The 16,363-nt window shown below is 67.0% G+C and carries 12 protein-coding genes; 5 read left to right on the top strand and 7 right to left on the bottom strand.

The features are described 5' to 3' along the window. The first annotated feature begins 23 nt into the window (after window positions 1-23). From petA to B0B01_RS03080, 4 genes are all read left to right on the top strand, one after another. Complete coding sequence (petA, locus tag B0B01_RS03065) at window positions 24-587, top strand: ubiquinol-cytochrome c reductase iron-sulfur subunit (RefSeq protein ID WP_076650021.1); 564 nt, start codon at window positions 24-26, stop codon at window positions 585-587. A gap of 11 nt (window positions 588-598) precedes the next feature. Continuing rightward, entirely contained in the window at window positions 599-1,945 is a 1,347-nt protein-coding gene (locus B0B01_RS03070) for a cytochrome b (protein WP_076647228.1), read from the top strand. A 17-nt stretch (window positions 1,946-1,962) separates the two neighbouring features. Then, a complete protein-coding gene (locus B0B01_RS03075) occupies window positions 1,963-2,751 on the top strand; it encodes a cytochrome c1 (RefSeq protein WP_076647231.1) in 789 nt (262 codons plus the stop codon). Between the two features lie 184 nt (window positions 2,752-2,935). Continuing rightward, window positions 2,936-3,781, top strand: a complete 846-nt coding sequence (locus B0B01_RS03080; protein ID WP_234967769.1) for a YihY/virulence factor BrkB family protein — start codon at window positions 2,936-2,938, stop codon at window positions 3,779-3,781. A gap of 15 nt (window positions 3,782-3,796) precedes the next feature. On the opposite strand, the gene B0B01_RS03085 is transcribed toward B0B01_RS03080, so the two are convergent. Continuing rightward, the gene (locus tag B0B01_RS03085) at window positions 3,797-4,702 is read right to left on the bottom strand and encodes a DMT family transporter (RefSeq protein WP_076647237.1); all 906 of its coding nucleotides are present in this window, start codon (window positions 4,700-4,702) and stop codon (window positions 3,797-3,799) included. Window positions 4,703-4,867: 165 nt separating this feature from the next. Further along, complete coding sequence (uvrA, locus tag B0B01_RS03090) at window positions 4,868-7,744, bottom strand: excinuclease ABC subunit UvrA (RefSeq protein WP_076647240.1); 2,877 nt, start codon at window positions 7,742-7,744, stop codon at window positions 4,868-4,870. A 137-nt stretch (window positions 7,745-7,881) separates the two neighbouring features. Here uvrA and B0B01_RS03095 point away from each other — a divergent pair, with 137 nt between their 5' ends. Then, a complete protein-coding gene (locus tag B0B01_RS03095) occupies window positions 7,882-8,235 on the top strand; it encodes a DUF488 domain-containing protein (protein ID WP_076647243.1) in 354 nt (117 codons plus the stop codon). Between the two features lie 42 nt (window positions 8,236-8,277). On the opposite strand, the gene lpdA is transcribed toward B0B01_RS03095, so the two are convergent. The 5 genes from lpdA to B0B01_RS03120 form a co-directional block, all read right to left on the bottom strand. After that, the gene (lpdA, locus tag B0B01_RS03100; protein WP_076647246.1) at window positions 8,278-9,672 is read right to left on the bottom strand and encodes a dihydrolipoyl dehydrogenase; all 1,395 of its coding nucleotides are present in this window, start codon (window positions 9,670-9,672) and stop codon (window positions 8,278-8,280) included. A 93-nt stretch (window positions 9,673-9,765) separates the two neighbouring features. Further along, entirely contained in the window at window positions 9,766-10,344 is a 579-nt protein-coding gene (locus tag B0B01_RS03105) for a DUF924 family protein (protein WP_076647249.1), read from the bottom strand. 139 nt (window positions 10,345-10,483) lie between these two features. Beyond that, complete coding sequence (locus B0B01_RS03110) at window positions 10,484-11,776, bottom strand: MFS transporter (protein ID WP_076647253.1); 1,293 nt, start codon at window positions 11,774-11,776, stop codon at window positions 10,484-10,486. 108 nt (window positions 11,777-11,884) lie between these two features. Next, entirely contained in the window at window positions 11,885-12,949 is a 1,065-nt protein-coding gene (gene queA / locus B0B01_RS03115; RefSeq protein WP_076647256.1) for a tRNA preQ1(34) S-adenosylmethionine ribosyltransferase-isomerase QueA, read from the bottom strand. Between the two features lie 70 nt (window positions 12,950-13,019). Beyond that, window positions 13,020-16,259: a YhdP family protein gene (locus tag B0B01_RS03120; RefSeq protein WP_076647259.1), complete on the bottom strand. Its 3,240-nt coding sequence runs from the start codon at window positions 16,257-16,259 to the stop codon at window positions 13,020-13,022. Between the last annotated feature and the right edge of the window lie 104 nt (window positions 16,260-16,363).

The raw sequence follows: 16,363 nt of genomic DNA on the forward strand, positions 1-16,363 counted from the left end.
TCAGGAATATGGAGCAGAACCTCGTGTCCCACGCAGAACACCACGAAGGCACCCGGAGGGATTTCCTCTATTATGCCACTGCCGGCGCAGGGGCCGTGACCGCAGGTGCCGCGATCTGGCCGTTGGTGAATCAGATGAATCCCTCGGCCGATGTGCAGGCGCTGTCGTCGATCCAGATCGACATCAGCGGCGTCAGCGAAGGCACCCAGCTTACCGTCAATTACCTCGGCAAACCCGTGTTCATCCGCCACCGTACCCAGGCAGAGATCGACGAGGCGCGCGAGGAGGACATCTCGAGACTGCCGGACCAGCTTGCCCGCAACGCGAACCTGCCCGACGATGCGCCCGCAACCGACGAAAACCGCGCCATGCCCGATGCCGAGCAATGGCTCGTGCAATGGGGCGTCTGCACGCATCTCGGCTGCGTCCCGCTTGGCGACGGGGCCGGCGACTTCGACGGCTGGTTCTGCCCCTGCCACGGTTCGCATTACGATTCGGCCGGGCGGATCCGCAAGGGCCCGGCGCCCGAGAACCTGCCGATCCCGGTGGTCCAATTCGTTGACGATACAACGATTCAACTGGGTTGAGGGAGCGCGACATGTCTGGAATTCCGCACGATCGTTACGAAGCCAAATCCCGCGGCGCGAAATGGGTCGAAAGCCGCATCCCCGCCATCACGCTGATCTATGACACGCTGATGATCCCGACCCCCCGCAACCTGAACTGGATGTGGATCTGGGGAATCGTCCTGGCCTTCTGCCTTGCACTGCAGATCGTCACCGGCATCGTGCTGGCCATGCATTACACGCCGCATGTGGACCTGGCCTTTGCCTCGGTCGAACATATCATGCGCGACGTGAACGCAGGCCACATGCTGCGCTACCTGCATGCGAACGGCGCCTCGCTGTTCTTCATCGCCGTCTATGCGCATATCTTCCGCGGCCTCTACTACGGCTCCTACAAGGCCCCGCGCGAGATCACCTGGATCATCGGCATGCTGATCTTCCTGCTGATGATGGCGACCGGTTTCATGGGGTATGTGCTGCCCTGGGGGCAGATGTCCTTCTGGGGCGCAACCGTGATCACCGGCCTGTTCGGCGCGATCCCCTTCATCGGCGATGCGCTGCAGACCTGGCTGCTGGGCGGGCCCTCGGTGGACAATGCGACGCTGAACCGTTTCTTCAGCCTGCATTACCTGCTGCCCTTCGTCATCGCCGGGCTGGTGATCGTCCATATCTGGGCCTTCCACAGCACCGGCAACTCGAACCCCACCGGGGTCGAGGTGCGCCGCGGCTCGCGGGCCGAGGCCGATCGCGACACCCTGCCCTTCTGGCCCTATTTCGTGATCAAGGATTTCTTCGCCCTGGCGCTGATCCTGACCGTGTTCTGGGCCATCGTCGGCTTCATGCCGAATTACCTCGGGCATCCCGACAACTATATCGAGGCCAACCCGCTGGTGACGCCCACGCATATCGTGCCGGAGTGGTATTTCCTGCCCTTCTACGCGATCCTGCGCGCCTTTACCGGCGAGGTCTGGGTGGTGCAGCTTGCATCCTTCCTGACCGGCGGCATCATCGACGCCAAGTTCTTCGGCGTGATCGCCATGTTCGGCGCGATCGTGGCCATCGCGCTGGCGCCCTGGCTCGACACGTCGCGGGTGCGCTCGGGGCGGTTTCGGCCGATGTTCAAGTGGTGGTTCGCGCTGCTCGTGATCGACTTCTTCGTGCTGATGTGGCTTGGCGCCATGCCCGCCGAGGAACCCTATGCCAGCTTTGCGCTGATCGCTTCGGCCTACTGGTTCTTCTACTTCCTGGTGGTCCTGCCGGTCCTCGGCCTGATCGAGACCCCGGCAGCCCCGCCGGCCACGATCGAAGAGGACTTCCGCAGGCACTATCCGGGTGACGAGGCTGGCCGCACCAGCCCCGAATCCACCCCGGCCGAATGAAACAAGGAGCGCACGCAATGTTGAGGAAAACCGCAATCGCTGCCGTTCTGGCCGCTGCGCTCGTCCCGGCCGCGCCGCTGCTGGCGGCGGACGAGAACCACGTCACGGATTTCTCCTTTTCCTTCGAGGGTCCGTTCGGCAAATACGACCAGCACCAGCTGCAGCGCGGCCTGCAGATCTATACCGAGGTCTGCGCGGCCTGCCACGGGCTGCGCTACGTGCCGCTGCGCACGCTCGCCGATCCGGGCGGCCCGGCCATCAGCGAGGACGCGATGCGTGCCTATGCGGCCGAAATCGACGTCTATGATCCCGAGGAAGACGACTACCGTCCCGGCACTCCGCCGGATCACTTCCCCACCAGCAACGACGAGAACGCGCCCGATCTCAGCATGATGGCCAAGGCGCGCGCCGGGTTCAGCGGCCCCTACGGGCTGGGGCTGAACCAGCTGTTCAAGGGGATCGGCGGCGCGGAATACATCGCCTCGATCCTCACCGGCTATACCGGCGAGGACAAGGAAGAGGCCGGCGCCATCCTTTACGAGAACACCGCCTTCCCCGGCGGCTGGATCGGCATGGCACCGCCGCTGTTCGACGAACAGGTGGATTTCGCCGACGAGCATCCCAACGACCTGACCTCCATGGCGCAGGATGTCTCGGCCTTCCTGATGTGGACCGCCGAGCCGAAGATGATGGCGCGCAAGCAGGCCGGATTTACCGGCGTCCTGTTCCTCGCCATCCTGACGGTGTTGCTGTTCCTGACCAACAAGCGCCTCTGGACGCCGGTCAAGCACCGCAAGGACATCTGAGCATCGCTCTTGAAACCCGGCCCCCGCAGCGCAAGACTGCGGGGGCTTTTTCTTTTCTTCCCGCCCGTCAGGAGACACCCGCCATGGCCGCTCCGAACGCTGCGACATTTCCCCGATGACCCCGGCCCGCCCCCCGGGATCCCCCCGGCCGCAGGGCCGGATCCGCACCGGCTGGTCCATCGTGATGCGCGTCCAGCGCAGCTTTGCCGAGGACCAGATCACGCTGATCGCGGCCGGCATCGCCTTTTACGCCCTGCTTGCCCTGTTTCCGGCCATCACCGCGCTGGTGGCGCTGGCGGGGCTGGTGCTCGACCCGGTGGCGGTGGTCGGGCAGATGGAGACGCTGAGCGATTTCCTGCCCGAGGAAGTCACCGAGATCGTGATCGGCCAGGCGACGGATGTGGCGGGGCACCAGGGCAAGGGGCTTGGCATCGCGGCGATCATCGGGCTGGGGATCGCGCTCTATTCGGCCTCGAAAGGGGTCGGCAGCCTGATCCAGGGGCTGAACGTCGCCTATGAGGTCACCGAGACGCGCGGTTTCATCTGGCGCAAGACGCTTTCGATCCTGCTGACGCTGGTGCTGATTCTCGGCTTCATCATCGGCATCGGCATGTCGCTCGCGCTGCCGGCGGCGCTTGCGGTGCTGCCCTTCGACCTGCGCGCGAAATATGTCGCCGCCGGAAGCGGAGCGCTGGTGATGCTGGTCTTTGCCCTGCTGTCGCTGGCGCTGATCTATCGGTTCGGCCCCTCCCGCCGGACCCCGCGCGAAAGCGTGATCTCGGTCGGTGCGCTGATTGCCTGCCTGATCTGGTTCGTCGCCTCCGCGGGCTTTGGAATCTATGTGTCGAATTTCGCATCCTATAACGAAAGCTTCGGCTCGCTCGGCGGGATCGTCATCCTTCTGCTCTGGCTCTGGCTTTCGGCCACGGCGGTGCTTCTGGGGGCCGAGGTGAACGCGGCGCTGGCCGGTCATCGCCGCGAGCGCGACGAGGACACATCGCCCCCGGCAAAGCGGGCGCCCGGAACATGAGCGGCCGCCGCCGGTTCAGTCCGCCCCGCGATGCTCGCGGTAAAAGACGTAGAGTCCCGCGCCAAGGATGATCGCCACCCCGAGCCAGGTCAGCGCATCGGGGAAATCGCCGAACACCACATAGCCGAAGAAGGTCGCGCCGATGATCTCGAGATACTGGAACGGCGCGAGGATGCCGGCCTCGACCCGGCGGAACGCCTCGGCGATCATGACGAAACAGATGGCGGCGGTCGCCCCGGCCCCGGCAATCGCGCCCCATGTCCAGAGCGGAACCGCGGCAGAGACCGCGATGATCGAGGACGGCCCCTGCCAGACCATGAGGCCGATAATGGTGCCGACCGCCGCATAGGCCGTCGCCCCGCACTGGATGGTCAGCCCCGAGCGCCGCTTGCTCGCGTGGCGCAGCACGATCATGTTGAGCGAGAACGTGACCGCCGCCCCCAGCGGAAAGACCGCCGCGATGCCGAAGGTGGCGAGCCCCGGTCGAATCACGATCACCGCCCCGAGCAGCCCCACGGCCACCGCGATCAGGCGCGGCAGCCCGATGCGTTCGCCGAGGAACGGCACCGCGAGCAGCGTCAGCACCAGCGGTTCGACAAAGAAGATCGCGATCGCGGTGGCGATCGGCATGCGCTCGAACGCTCCGAGGAACGCGGCGAGCGTCAGCATGAGCAAGAGCCCCGAAAGCGCCACGATGGGCGAAAACATGGGCCCGTGAAGGCGCCGGCGCAGCAGGAAGGCGAGCGGGACCATCATCACTCCCTGCGCCAGAAGCCGCCACATGGTCGCGTGAACCGGGGACATCACCGTGGTCAGCGCCTTGGCAAAGGTGTCGCCAAGCGGCAGCAACAGGGCGGCGCCCGCCATGATCGCCATGCCGATCACGGTGTCATGCTGCCCCGCCCCACCCGGACCCGCCATCTGCCCCGCCCCCCTTCGCGTTCCCGTCGTCCGAAAGCGCCGGTCGGGCGGGGACGCGTCCCCTCCCGCTCCGGTCGCTTTCGGCAGAAATGGAAGCGGCGCTCCCGCCGCATCGGCCCACACTCAACGCAGAGCGGCCGGCACCTGTCAACCGCGGGCGGGGCGCTACTCCGCGGCGACGCGCGCGGCCTCGAGCATCGGTTTCAGGTAATGCCCGGTGTGGCTGCGGGGTTCGGCGGCGATCCGTTCGGGCGTACCCACGGCGATGATCTCGCCCCCGCCGGCGCCGCCTTCGGGGCCGATGTCGATGATCCAGTCGGCGGTCTTGATCACGTCGAGATTGTGTTCGATCACCACCACGGTGTTGCCCTGTTCGACCAGTTCATGCAGCACCTCGAGCAGCTTCTTCACGTCCTCGAAATGCAGCCCCGTGGTCGGCTCGTCCAGGATATAAAGCGTGCGCCCCGTGGCCCGGCGCGACAGTTCCTTCGCCAACTTGACCCGCTGCGCCTCGCCGCCCGACAATGTGGTCGCCTGCTGCCCGACCTTGATATAGCCAAGCCCGACATGGGCCAGCGCATCCATCCGGTCGCGGATCACCGGCACCGCCTTGAAGAACTCCTGCGCCTCTTCCACCGTCATGTCGAGAACATCGGCGATGTTCTTGCCCTTGAAGCGGATTTCCAGCGTCTCGCGGTTGTAACGCGCGCCCTTGCAGGTCTCGCAGGTGACATAGACATCGGGCAGGAAGTGCATCTCGATCTTGATCACTCCGTCGCCCTGACAGGCCTCGCAGCGCCCGCCCTTGACGTTGAAGCTGAACCGGCCCGGCTTGTAGCCGCGCGCCTGCGCCTCGGGGAGGCCGGCGAACCATTCGCGGATCGGGGTGAAGGCCCCGGTATAGGTCGCGGGGTTCGAACGCGGCGTGCGTCCGATCGGGCGCTGGTCGATGTCGATCACCTTGTCGAGATGTTCGAGCCCCCGGATCGTCTCGCAGGGGGCCGGGGTCTGGCGCGCGTCGTTCAGGCGCTGGCTCGCGGTCTTGAACAGGGTCTCGATCACCAGCGTCGATTTCCCCCCGCCCGAAACGCCGGTCACGCAGATGAACTGCCCGAGCGGAAACTCGGCCGTGACGGTCCTGAGGTTGTTGCCGCTTGCGCCCACCACGGTGACCGCCTTGCCCTTCCCCTTGCCCTTGCGGCGCACCGTGGGCACGGGGATTTCCCGCGTGCCGGCCAGATACTGGCCGGTGATGCTGTCCGGGTTCGCGGCGATCTCCGCCGGGGTGCCGTGGGCCACCACATGGCCGCCATGCACCCCCGCGCCGGGTCCGATGTCAAAGACGTAATCGGCCGAGCGGATCGCTTCTTCGTCATGTTCGACCACGATCACCGTATTGCCCTGGTCGCGCAGGTTCATGAGCGTGGTCAGCAGCCGGTCGTTGTCGCGCTGGTGCAGCCCGATGCTCGGCTCGTCGAGCACGTAAAGCACCCCGGTCAGCCCCGATCCGATCTGGCTGGCCAGGCGGATCCGCTGGCTTTCACCGCCCGAGAGCGTGCCGCTCGACCGCGAGAGGGTCAGATAATCCAGCCCGACATTGTTGAGAAACCCAAGACGCTCGCGGATTTCCTTGAGGATCGGGCGGGCGATCTCGTTCTTCTGGGCGCCGAGCTGTCCGGGCACACCGTCGCACCAGTCGAAGGCGTCCTGGATCGACATCTCGACCACCTGCCCGACATGCAGCCCGCCGATCCTGACCGCGAGCGCCTCGGGGCGCAGGCGGTATCCGTCGCAGGTGCCGCAGGGGCGGCTGTTCTGGAACTGCTCGAACTCCTCGCGCACCCAGGCGCTGTCGGTCTCGCGCCAGCGCCGCTCCATGTTGGGGATCACCCCCTCGAAGCTGCGCGAGATCTGATAGACGCGCCCGCCCTCGTCGAAGCGGAACAGGATTTCCTCGTCGCCCGAACCATGCAGGAACACCTGCTGCACATGGGCGGGAAGATCCTTCCACGGCGTGCGCGGGTCGAATTCGTAATGACGGGCGATGGATTCGATGGTCTGGCGGAAATAGGGCGACTTGCCCTTGCGCCATGGCGCGATGGCCCCGTCCAGCAGGCGCAGGGCGCTGTCGGGCACGATCAGGCGTTCGTCGAAGAACCGCTCGACCCCGAGCCCGTCGCAATCAGGGCAGGCCCCGAGCGGCGCGTTGAAGGAAAACAGCCGCGGCTCGATCTCGGGGATGGTGAACCCGCTCACGGGGCAGGCGAAGTTTTCCGAGAACGTGATGCGCTCGGCTTCGCCCTCGTCCTCGTCCTCGCGCGGGGCGGTCTCCAGCACCGCGATCCCGCCCGCAAGGTCGAGCGCGGTGCGGAAACTGTCGGCAAGGCGTGTCTCCATCCCCTCGCGCACGACGATGCGGTCCACCACCACGTCGATGTCATGGCGGTATTTCTTGTCGAGCGCGGGCGGCTCGTCCAGTTCGTGGAACTCTCCGTCCACCTTGACGCGCTGGAACCCCTGCTTGCGCAGTTCCAGCATCTCCTTGCGGTATTCGCCCTTGCGGTCGCGCACGATCGGCGCGAGCAGATAGGCGCGGGTGCCCTCGGGCAGCGCGACCACCCGGTCCACCATGTCCTGCACCTGCTGCGCCTCGATCGGCAGCCCGGTCGCCGGCGAATAGGGCGTGCCGGCGCGGGCGAACAGCAGCCGCAGATAATCGTAGATCTCGGTCACCGTGCCGACGGTCGAGCGCGGGTTCTTGCTGGTCGTCTTCTGCTCGATCGAAATCGCCGGTGACAGCCCGCTGATGTGATCCACATCCGGCTTTTCCATCATGTCGAGGAATTGCCGCGCATAGGCCGAAAGGCTTTCGACATAGCGCCGCTGCCCTTCGGCATAGATGGTGTCGAAGGCAAGGCTCGACTTCCCCGATCCCGACAGGCCGGTGATCACCACCAGCCGGTTGCGCGGAATATCGACGTCGATGTCCTTGAGGTTGTGTTCGCGCGCGCCGCGCACCTCGATGTTCTTCAACTCGGACATGACACCCCCAAGGATACAGGGTTGAGGAATATCCCCTGTCTGGTGAGTCGCCAAGCCGCAGCGAACGCAACCGGAACATCGGCTTTGCCGGGGCGCGCGGACGGACTAGATTTCATCCAGAACAGGAGGACGTGGAGATGGATATAAGAACAAGGCGCGCCTATGACGACCCCGGACGCGACGATGGCTATCGTATTCTGATCGACCGGCTCTGGCCGCGGGGCGTGGCCAAGGCGGATCTGGCGCTGGACGAATGGGACAAGGAACTGGCCCCGAGCGATGATTTGCGCAAGTGGTTCGGCCACGACCCCGAGAAATGGGACGAATTCCGCAAACGCTATCGCAAGGAACTGGACGACCGGCAGGAGGCGGTCGCTGCGCTGGTCAAGCGCGCCGCAAAGGGGCGCGTCACGCTGGTGTTCGGCGCAAGGGACGAAAAGCACAGCAATGCCGAAGTCCTGCGCGACTACCTGACGGAAAAGGCCGGCTGAACCCGCGCAGGCCGCCCGCGCACCGGGGTTCCTTCGGTGCGGTCACATGTGGATCACGCGCCCATAGGCATCGAGCACCGCTTCGTGCATCATTTCAGACAGGGTGGGATGCGGGAACACGGTCTGGATCAGTTCCGCCTCGGTGGTTTCGAGCGTGCGGCCGATGACATAGCCCTGAATGAGTTCGGTCACCTCGGCGCCGACCATATGCGCGCCAAGCAGTTCGCCCGTCCCGGCATCGAACACGGTCTTTATCAGCCCCTCGGCCTCGCCGAGCGCAATCGCCTTGCCGTTGCCGATGAAGGGAAAGCGCCCGACCTTGATATCATGGCCGGCATCCTTCGCCTCGGCCTCGGTCATGCCGACCGATGCCACCTGCGGCTGGCAATAGGTGCAGCCGGCAATGCTTTCGGGGCGCACCGGATGGGGGTCGCCGCCGGCGATCAGTTCCGCCACCATGACGCCCTCGTGGCTGGCCTTGTGCGCCAGCCAGGGCGCGCCCGCGACATCACCGATGGCATAAAGCCCCTCGACCCCGGTGCGGCAGTATTCGTCCACCACCACATGGCTGCGGTCGACCGTCACGCCCAGCGCCTCGAGCCCCAGGTTCTCGACATTGCCGGTGATGCCGACCGCCGAAATCACCGTGTCGAATTCATGCGCCTCGGTCTTGCCGCCCGACTCGATATGCGCGGTGACGCCCTTCGCCTTGCGGTCGAGCTTTTTCACCGTCGCCTTTTCCATGATGGTCATGCCCTGCTTCACGAACTGCTTTTTCGCGAAACCGCTGATTTCGGCATCCTCGGCGGGAAGGATCCGCTCCATCACCTCGACCACCGTGGTTTCAGCGCCAAGAGTGTTGTAGAAGCTTGCGAATTCGATGCCGATCGCGCCCGAGCCAATGACCAGCAGCCGTTCCGGCGTATGCGGAGGCTGCAGCGCATGGCGATAGGACCAGACCCGCTTGCCATCGGCCTCCAGCCCCGGCAGTTCGCGCGCGCGCGCTCCGGTGGCGAGGACGATGTTCTTCGCGCTCAGTTCTTCCTGACCCTTGTCGCTCGTGACCGTGACGCGCCCGCGTGCCGGGATCGCCGCCTCGCCCATAAAGACGGTGATCTTGTTCTTTTTCATCAGGTGCTTGACCCCGGCGGTCAACTGGCCGGCCACCTTGCGCGACCGCTTCACCACCGCCGGCAGGTCGAAGCCGACCCCCTCCGCCTTGAGCCCGAATTCGCCCGCGCGCCGCATCAGGTGCAGCACCTCGGCGCTGCGCAACAGTGCCTTGGTCGGGATGCAGCCCCAGTTCAGGCAGATGCCGCCCAGGTTCTCGCGCTCGACGATGGCGACGCCCAGGCCAAGCTGCGCCGCGCGGATCGCGGCGACATAGCCCCCCGGCCCCGCTCCGATCACGACGACATCAAACGCCTTGTCCGCCATGGTTCACCTCATACCCGATCCGTCATCGCCCGCCGCCGGTTGCGGCGCCCCTGCCTCCTGCCGTCCGTCCGTCGCGGCGGCCACCGGCGGCGGTCATGCCGCCACGCCCATTTCCCGCAGCGTATGGGCATAGCCGCCCGCACCCAGATAATCGGCTTCGCTCCGCGCCATGCGCCGCCCGAGCGCGGCATTGCGATAGGGAAAGCGGCCGAAATCCCGGATCACCTTGCGATGGGCGCGGGCGTGATGCAGCGTGATCGCGCCGGTTTCCGGCATCCGCATCAGGACGAGACGCACGCACCGTTCCTGATCGGCCAGGTTTTCCGAATGCATCAGCGGCAGATAGTAGAACTGGCGCGCAGGCTCCGGGATGCGGAGATCCCAGCCCCGGAAAATGCCGAGCTTGGCCGAGGCATGGGCAAACTTGTCGGTTGCAAAAGCGTCGCCCGATCCGCGGAACATGTTGCGGGGAAACTGGTCGGTGAGGATGAGATAGGCCAGCTTGCTGCGGGGGCAGACGCTCCAGTCCTTCAGCCCTCCCGCGCGGGCCTGCTCCCAGACGGGAAGGAAGCGGTCCCGGATGTCCTGGTCGAATGCCGGATCCTGGTCATACCAACGGCGCTCTCCGGCCTCTTCCAGCCAGAAAGTCAGGACATCTTCGGGACCAACCATTGTTCAGCTCCTGGGGCCGGCGCCCACGGGGATCATCACCCATCTGATCAGCGCCCCTGCGTGACCGCAACTGTGGAATGGAACGCCCACCGGATACAGACACGAATTGTAACACCGCCGAAACAAAGCGCAATCCCGTCTAGGCGGCCTGTGGCGGATCGGCATCGCCGCCCTCGGGATCCTCCTCGTCCTGGTCGGCCTCGATCGCGACTTCCTGCGCAAGCTCGAGCGCGACATGCGTCGAACCGGGCGTCATCTGCGTCATGTAACCGGTCTCGGACACCGGCACCGCCGGGCGCCGCGTCGCGCGCCAGATCGCGTAGCCCATGAGCGCGAACAGCAGGAAGGCCGTGAAAAGGAAGAAGCCGGAGGGGCCGAACACGCCCTCGCTCATCAGCCAGCCGGTGATCAGCGGGCCGCTCATGGCGCCAAGCCCGTTCAGGAAGATCAGCCCGCCCGAGGCCGCCGGCATGTCGCTGCTGTCCAGATAGTCGTTCGTATAGGCGATCAGCAGGGAATAAAGCGGGTTGCTCAGCCCACCGATCAGGAAGGCCGCGACCAGCAGCAGGTAATAATTGGCGCCGAGGAACATCCCGATCAGGGCCCCAAGGCCCCCGATCCCCGCCACCACCATGATGAGCCGGCGCCGGTCCATGCGGTCCGAAAGCCAGCCCAGAGGAAACTGGAACACCACCGCGCCGATATAGAAGGCGGCAACAAAGGCCGAGATCTGGACCAGCGTCAGCCCTACCGTCGCCGCATAGACCGCGCTCATCCCGTATTGCGCCGAAAAGACGCCGCCAAGCAGGAAGATGCCGACGCAGCCGAGCGGCGAGGTGTGATACAGCTTGCGCAGGGTCATGGGCTTCGTGGTGGTGAAGGCCGGCGTGGGGCTGACGGTCAGCAGGATCGGCGCGAACGAGACCGAGATCAGCACCGAGGCGATGACAAAGCTCACATAGCCGGCCGGATCACCGACCAGCAGCAGCGCCTGCGCGAAGATCACGCCGCTCATCTGCACCATCATGTAAAGCGACAGCGCCTTGCCCCGGTTGGTGTTGTCCGCCGCCTTGTTGAGCCAGCTTTCGGCGGTGACGTAGACGCCGGAAAAGCAGAACCCGATCCCCAGCCGACCGATGATCCAGGCAACCGGGTGGTTGATGACCGGGTAAAGGATCATGATCGCCGAGATGAAGGAGGCGAGCGCGGCAAAGACCCGCACGTGACCGACGCGGCGGATCATCTCGGGCGCAAAGCGCGACCCGCCCAGAAAGCCGACGAAATAGGCCGACATGACAAAGGACATGGCGAGGGTGGAAAACCCCTCGATCTCGCCGCGCACGCCGAGCAGCGTTCCCTGCAGCCCGTTGCCGACCATCAGGAAACCGACACCCAGCAGTAATGCCCAGGCATTCGACAGAACCTGAAACATTTCCGCGTTCCCTTCCGGTGCTCTCTTGCGTGGTTTCTGAGCCGACCGATAACAGAACGGGCCCGTGTTTCAAATGCGGTTGCGACATCGCCGCACCCGGGCGCGACCTCAGCCGCCGCGATCCTCCGGCGGGATCAGCAGCGAGGCATCGCCATAGGAAAAGAACCGGTAGCGTTGCGCGATGGCATGGGCATAGATCGCGCGGATCCGCCCGCGCCCCATCAGGGCCGAGACCAGCATCATCAGGGTCGAGCGCGGCAGGTGGAAATTGGTCATGAGCGCATCGCTCGCCCGGAATCGGAAACCCGGGTAGATGAAAATGTCGGTCCTGCCCTCGAAAGGGGCAATTTCTCCGCCCTGCGCCGCGGTTTCGATCAGGCGCAGCGCCGTGGTGCCGACCGGGATCACCCGGCCGCCCGCCGCGCGGGTCGCGGCGATCTCGCCCGCCGCCGCCTCGCTGACGCGGCCCCATTCGGCGTGCATTTGATGGTCCTCGATGTCGTCGCTCTTGACCGGCAGGAAGGTGCCCGCCCCCACATGCAGCGTGACATGGGTGAAATCGACCCCGAGCGCGCGGATCTGCGCCAGAAGGTCATCATCGAAATGGAGCGAGGCCGTCGGCGCCGCAACCGCACCCCGGTGGCGGGCAAAGACGCTCTGGTAATCCTCGCGGTCGCGCGCATCGGGGGCACGCCGGGCCGCGATATAGGGCGGCAGCGGCATGGCGCCGACCTCGGCCAGCGCGGCATCAAAAGCATCGCCCGCAAGGTTGAAGGCCAGCAGCGCCTGCCCCTCGCCCACCCCTTCGAGCCGGGCGGAAAGCCCGCCCGGAAACTCGATCGTCTCGCCCGTCCGCAGCCGGCGCAGCGGCTTGACCAGCGCGGCCCACAACCCGCCGGGGCGCGGCTCGAGCAGCGTCACCGCGATCTGCGCGGCCACCCGCCCCGCCTCTCCGTCGCGCCAGCGTCGCCCGGCAAGCCGCGCCGGAATGACCCGTGTGTCGTTCAGCACCAGCCGGTCCCCCGGGCGCAGCCAGTCCGGCAGGTCGCGCACATGCGCATCCCGGATCGCATCGTCCGCGGCCACCAGAAGCCGCGCGCTCGGGCGGGGCGTGACCGGGCGCGTGGCGATCAGTTCCTCGGGCAGGTCGAAGTCGAAGTCGCTGAGTTTCATGTCGCGCGCTATAAGGCCGCGGGATCGCTTTCGGCAAGCCCTGCCGGCCGGGCGTGTCAGCCGGAGCCTGTCAGTCGGGAACCGGCGGATCCGGGCGGATCAGGTCGCGCAGCACTCCGGGCATCAGCACGGACAGGGGGTTCACCCGCACCCGCGGCGCCGAGGACGGCCCCTCGAGCGCATAGTTGAACCCGAACACGCCCTCGCCCTTGCGGGTCATGAAGCTTCCGACCTGGTTCAGCATGTAGATCGGCGAAACCGCACCGCGCATGTCGAACCACCTGGCGGCAAGATCATAGGTGCCGTCCATCGACAGGCCGAGCGAGGGGCCGACCGCGCTTGCGGAATACAGCGTCAGGAGGGCCGGGGTCAGGCGGAACTCGGCCTCGACCTCGCTGAAGCGGATGCCCCGGCCGGACAGTTCGTCGAACAGCCCGACCACGCTCAGCGCGCCGAGCAGCGCCGCGAGGGCCGGGGCACGGGTGACGCTGATGTCGCTGATCCGAAGGCTGCCGTCGAACTGCCCCGCCTCGCCCGCGGGCAGCAGGGTCATGTCGAAAACTCCGCCGCGCCCCTGGGTCAGCAGCCCGGCCGAGCGGAGCACCCCGCCCGCGTCCTGCGACTGCAATCGCACCGCGCTGCGCCCGTCGCGGGGCACGATGCGCCCGGCAATGCCGGTGCCGTCGTTCACCCGCGCGGCGAAGGTGCCGGCAAGCCCGCCCTCGAGGCCGAATTTGCCCTGCAGGCCGGTCAGCGCGATCTGGTCGTTCACCTGCACCCGGTCGAGCGTCGCCTCGAGCGTGCCGCCGCCCGCAGATGCCTCCGCCGCCCCGCCGCCGATACTGGCGCCCCCGCCGGAGCCGAGCTTTGCCCGGCGCAGGTCGAGCGTGCCGCCGAGGATGCGGGCATCCATCGGCTTGCCCGGGCCGTTGCCGGTCAGTTCGGCGCTTACATCGAGCCACTCACCGATGCGCAGCGCGCTGAACAGGGCGCGCTCCAGCCCGCCCTCCTTCGCGGGGACCAGAGCGCCGCTGGCCGTGAGCCCCGCCGCCGCGAGGTCGAGCCGGTCCACCCGGGGCTCGGGCCCGAGCCGGGCGGAAAGCGTCAGGTTCCCCGCGGTCGCCTCGGGCTTTGTCCAGCCAAGCTGCGGCAGCGCAAGGCGGATACCGGCAAGATCGGACCTGAGCCCGAGCCGGGGCGGCTCCGCGCGCGCGAAATCGAGCGTGAATTCACCCGAGCCGCGCCCGGAAAAGAACCCGCGCGGCAGGGAAATCGCGAAACTGTCAAGCAGGCGCTGCGAAAGCTCGACCCGGCCGCTTGCGCGGCTGCCCTTCGCTGCCGCCTTGCCGAGCGCCTGGTCCCAGCGGACATCAATCGGCACCTCGTTGATCGTGCCGCTGCCATTGATGGCGATGGCGCTTTGATCGCCGCTCACCCGCAGCAGCGGAAAGGCGAGTCGCTGGTCGGGCACGAGCCGGCTGCTTTCCGCGTCGCGGATCGTCCCGTCGAGGTCGAAGGTCACTTCCTCCGGCTGAACGCCCTTCTTCAGCGGCAGATGCAGCGCGGCGGCGATCTCGGCGTGGCCCTCGGCGAAGTCCTCGGGCAGGTCGGTGGCCCGCAGCGCCCTGACCGGCGGGCGGTCAAGCAGCGACAGCATCGCCGGAACGCTGCCTGCAAGGTTCAGCCGCACCTCGGCCGGGGCCTCCTTGCGGATCGTCGTGTCGGGGATGATGAACGAGGTTCCGGCCGCATCCACCTCGCGCCCCTCTCCCGCGTCGACGCGGCCCCGGTCGGCGGTGATCGCGAGACGGTCATCCGAAAGCACCCCCTGCCCGGAAGCCCCGACAAGCGGCGGCATGGTGCGCATGAACTGCACCACCGCGTCCTCGAATGCGAAATCCGCATAAAGGTCGGGCTTGCGGCCCGGCACCGCCCGCAGCGCGAGGTCAATGTTGCGCAGCGTTCCCGCGCCCAGGTTCTCGGCCAGCCAGGCGCGCGGCTTTCCGGCCAGCGCCGCCGGCCAGAGTTCGATCATGCGCGCGGGGCTCAGTTCGTCGGCATGGGCATCGAGCGCCAGCCGCCAGCCGCGGTCGCCGGTTGCCAGCCGGCCGCTCAGATGGATGCGGCTCGTGTCCTCGGCCACGGTCATCTGCCCGAGCGTGATCCGGAACGGGTGCAATTCCAGGCGGAAATCGGCGCTCCCCCCGTCAAGGCGCACCGGCTGTTCGTAAAGATGACCCGGGCTCAGGCTGAGCTCCCCGAAGGCGAACTGCCCGGTCAGCCCGTCAAGGCGCCAGTCGGCGATACCCTCGAGATGCGCCCGCCCGCTGAGCTCGCCGCTGCCCCAGTCGCTCGCCAGCGAAAGCCGGTCGAAAAACAGGGTCTGTTCGTCGGGCAGATAGGTGAATTCGCTGCGGGCGCTGGAAAAGGCCACCGGCGGCGTCTGTTCGTCGGGCTGCAGCACGCCGGCGCCGATCTCGAGCACCGCCTCGAGCGGCCCGAGCCCGCCCTGTTCATCGACCGAGCCGCGCAAGCCCCCCGAGATCGGCGCCCGCAGCACTTCGAGCCAGCCGAGCGCGACGCTCTGCACGGCGATGTCACGCGCCTGCACATCGTGCACCGCCAGCGAGAACCGCGCCGCCTGGCTGCCGATCCGCATGGTGTAATCGGCATCGAACGTGCTGGCGTAATCGCCCCCGCTCAGCACCGCGAAACCGGCGCCGGTGCGCAATTCGTCGCCCTCGCGCCGCAGCAGGATGCGGCCGCCGTCGAGGGTCCAGCCACGCCCCTGCCTTGCGTCCTCGTAGCGCAGGGTCAGGGCCTCGACATCGAAGGACGTGAGCGCGCGGAACTGCGGCAGGGCGAAGGTCTCGCTCCAGTACGCCAGAAGTTGCGGCAGGCTCGCGGCGCTGCGCACGGGGAAATTCTCGGCGTCGAGCAGAAGCGAAAACCCCCCTTCGCTGTCGCGGCGCAGGGTCGCCGCAAGGCCCGAAAGCCGGATCGCCTTCGGCTCGACCCGGCCGAGCAGCAGCGGCCGCATGGCAAGGCTCGCCTCGGCATCCGAAAGCCGCGCGATCCGCTGCCCGTCCGGGGCCGAAAGGACCACGTCGCTCAGATGCAGCCGCGGCCGCCAGCCCTTGTTCACGACCAGGGACATGTCGCCGAAGCTGACCTCCAGCCCGCCGAGATCGCGCTCGATACGGGCCTCGATCCGCCCGCGCAGCCAGTCCGGCGCGTGCATGGTGCGGCCGATGATCAGAACCGCCCCCGCGGCGGCGACGGCGCTGGCAAGAACGGTCGCGACCAGCATGACGAGCCCGACGCGCCGGGCACGGCGGATCGCCCGGCGCAGCCCCGCTGCCGCCGGTTCGCCGCCCGGCGTGCCCCCCCGCCCGGGCGGAGGGACATCCCCTT

Source organism: Pontibaca methylaminivorans (assembly GCF_900156525.1).
GTDB lineage: Bacteria > Pseudomonadota > Alphaproteobacteria > Rhodobacterales > Rhodobacteraceae > Pontibaca > Pontibaca methylaminivorans.

Excerpts from the sequence above, each read along its gene's own strand:
- B0B01_RS03070 (WP_076647228.1), top strand. The coding sequence starts at position 599 with ATGTCTGGAATTCCGCACGATCGTTACGAAGCCAAATCCCGCGGCGCG.
- B0B01_RS03075 (WP_076647231.1), top strand. The coding sequence starts at position 1,963 with ATGTTGAGGAAAACCGCAATCGCTGCCGTTCTGGCCGCTGCGCTCGTC.
- B0B01_RS03080 (WP_234967769.1), top strand. The coding sequence starts at position 2,936 with ATGCGCGTCCAGCGCAGCTTTGCCGAGGACCAGATCACGCTGATCGCG.
- B0B01_RS03085 (WP_076647237.1), bottom strand. The coding sequence starts at position 4,702 with ATGGCGGGTCCGGGTGGGGCGGGGCAGCATGACACCGTGATCGGCATG.
- uvrA (WP_076647240.1), bottom strand. The coding sequence starts at position 7,744 with ATGTCCGAGTTGAAGAACATCGAGGTGCGCGGCGCGCGCGAACACAAC.
- B0B01_RS03095 (WP_076647243.1), top strand. The coding sequence starts at position 7,882 with ATGGATATAAGAACAAGGCGCGCCTATGACGACCCCGGACGCGACGAT.
- lpdA (WP_076647246.1), bottom strand. The coding sequence starts at position 9,672 with ATGGCGGACAAGGCGTTTGATGTCGTCGTGATCGGAGCGGGGCCGGGG.
- B0B01_RS03105 (WP_076647249.1), bottom strand. The coding sequence starts at position 10,344 with ATGGTTGGTCCCGAAGATGTCCTGACTTTCTGGCTGGAAGAGGCCGGA.
- B0B01_RS03110 (WP_076647253.1), bottom strand. The coding sequence starts at position 11,776 with ATGTTTCAGGTTCTGTCGAATGCCTGGGCATTACTGCTGGGTGTCGGT.
- queA (WP_076647256.1), bottom strand. The coding sequence starts at position 12,949 with ATGAAACTCAGCGACTTCGACTTCGACCTGCCCGAGGAACTGATCGCC.
- B0B01_RS03120 (WP_076647259.1), bottom strand. The coding sequence starts at position 16,259 with ATGCTGGTCGCGACCGTTCTTGCCAGCGCCGTCGCCGCCGCGGGGGCG.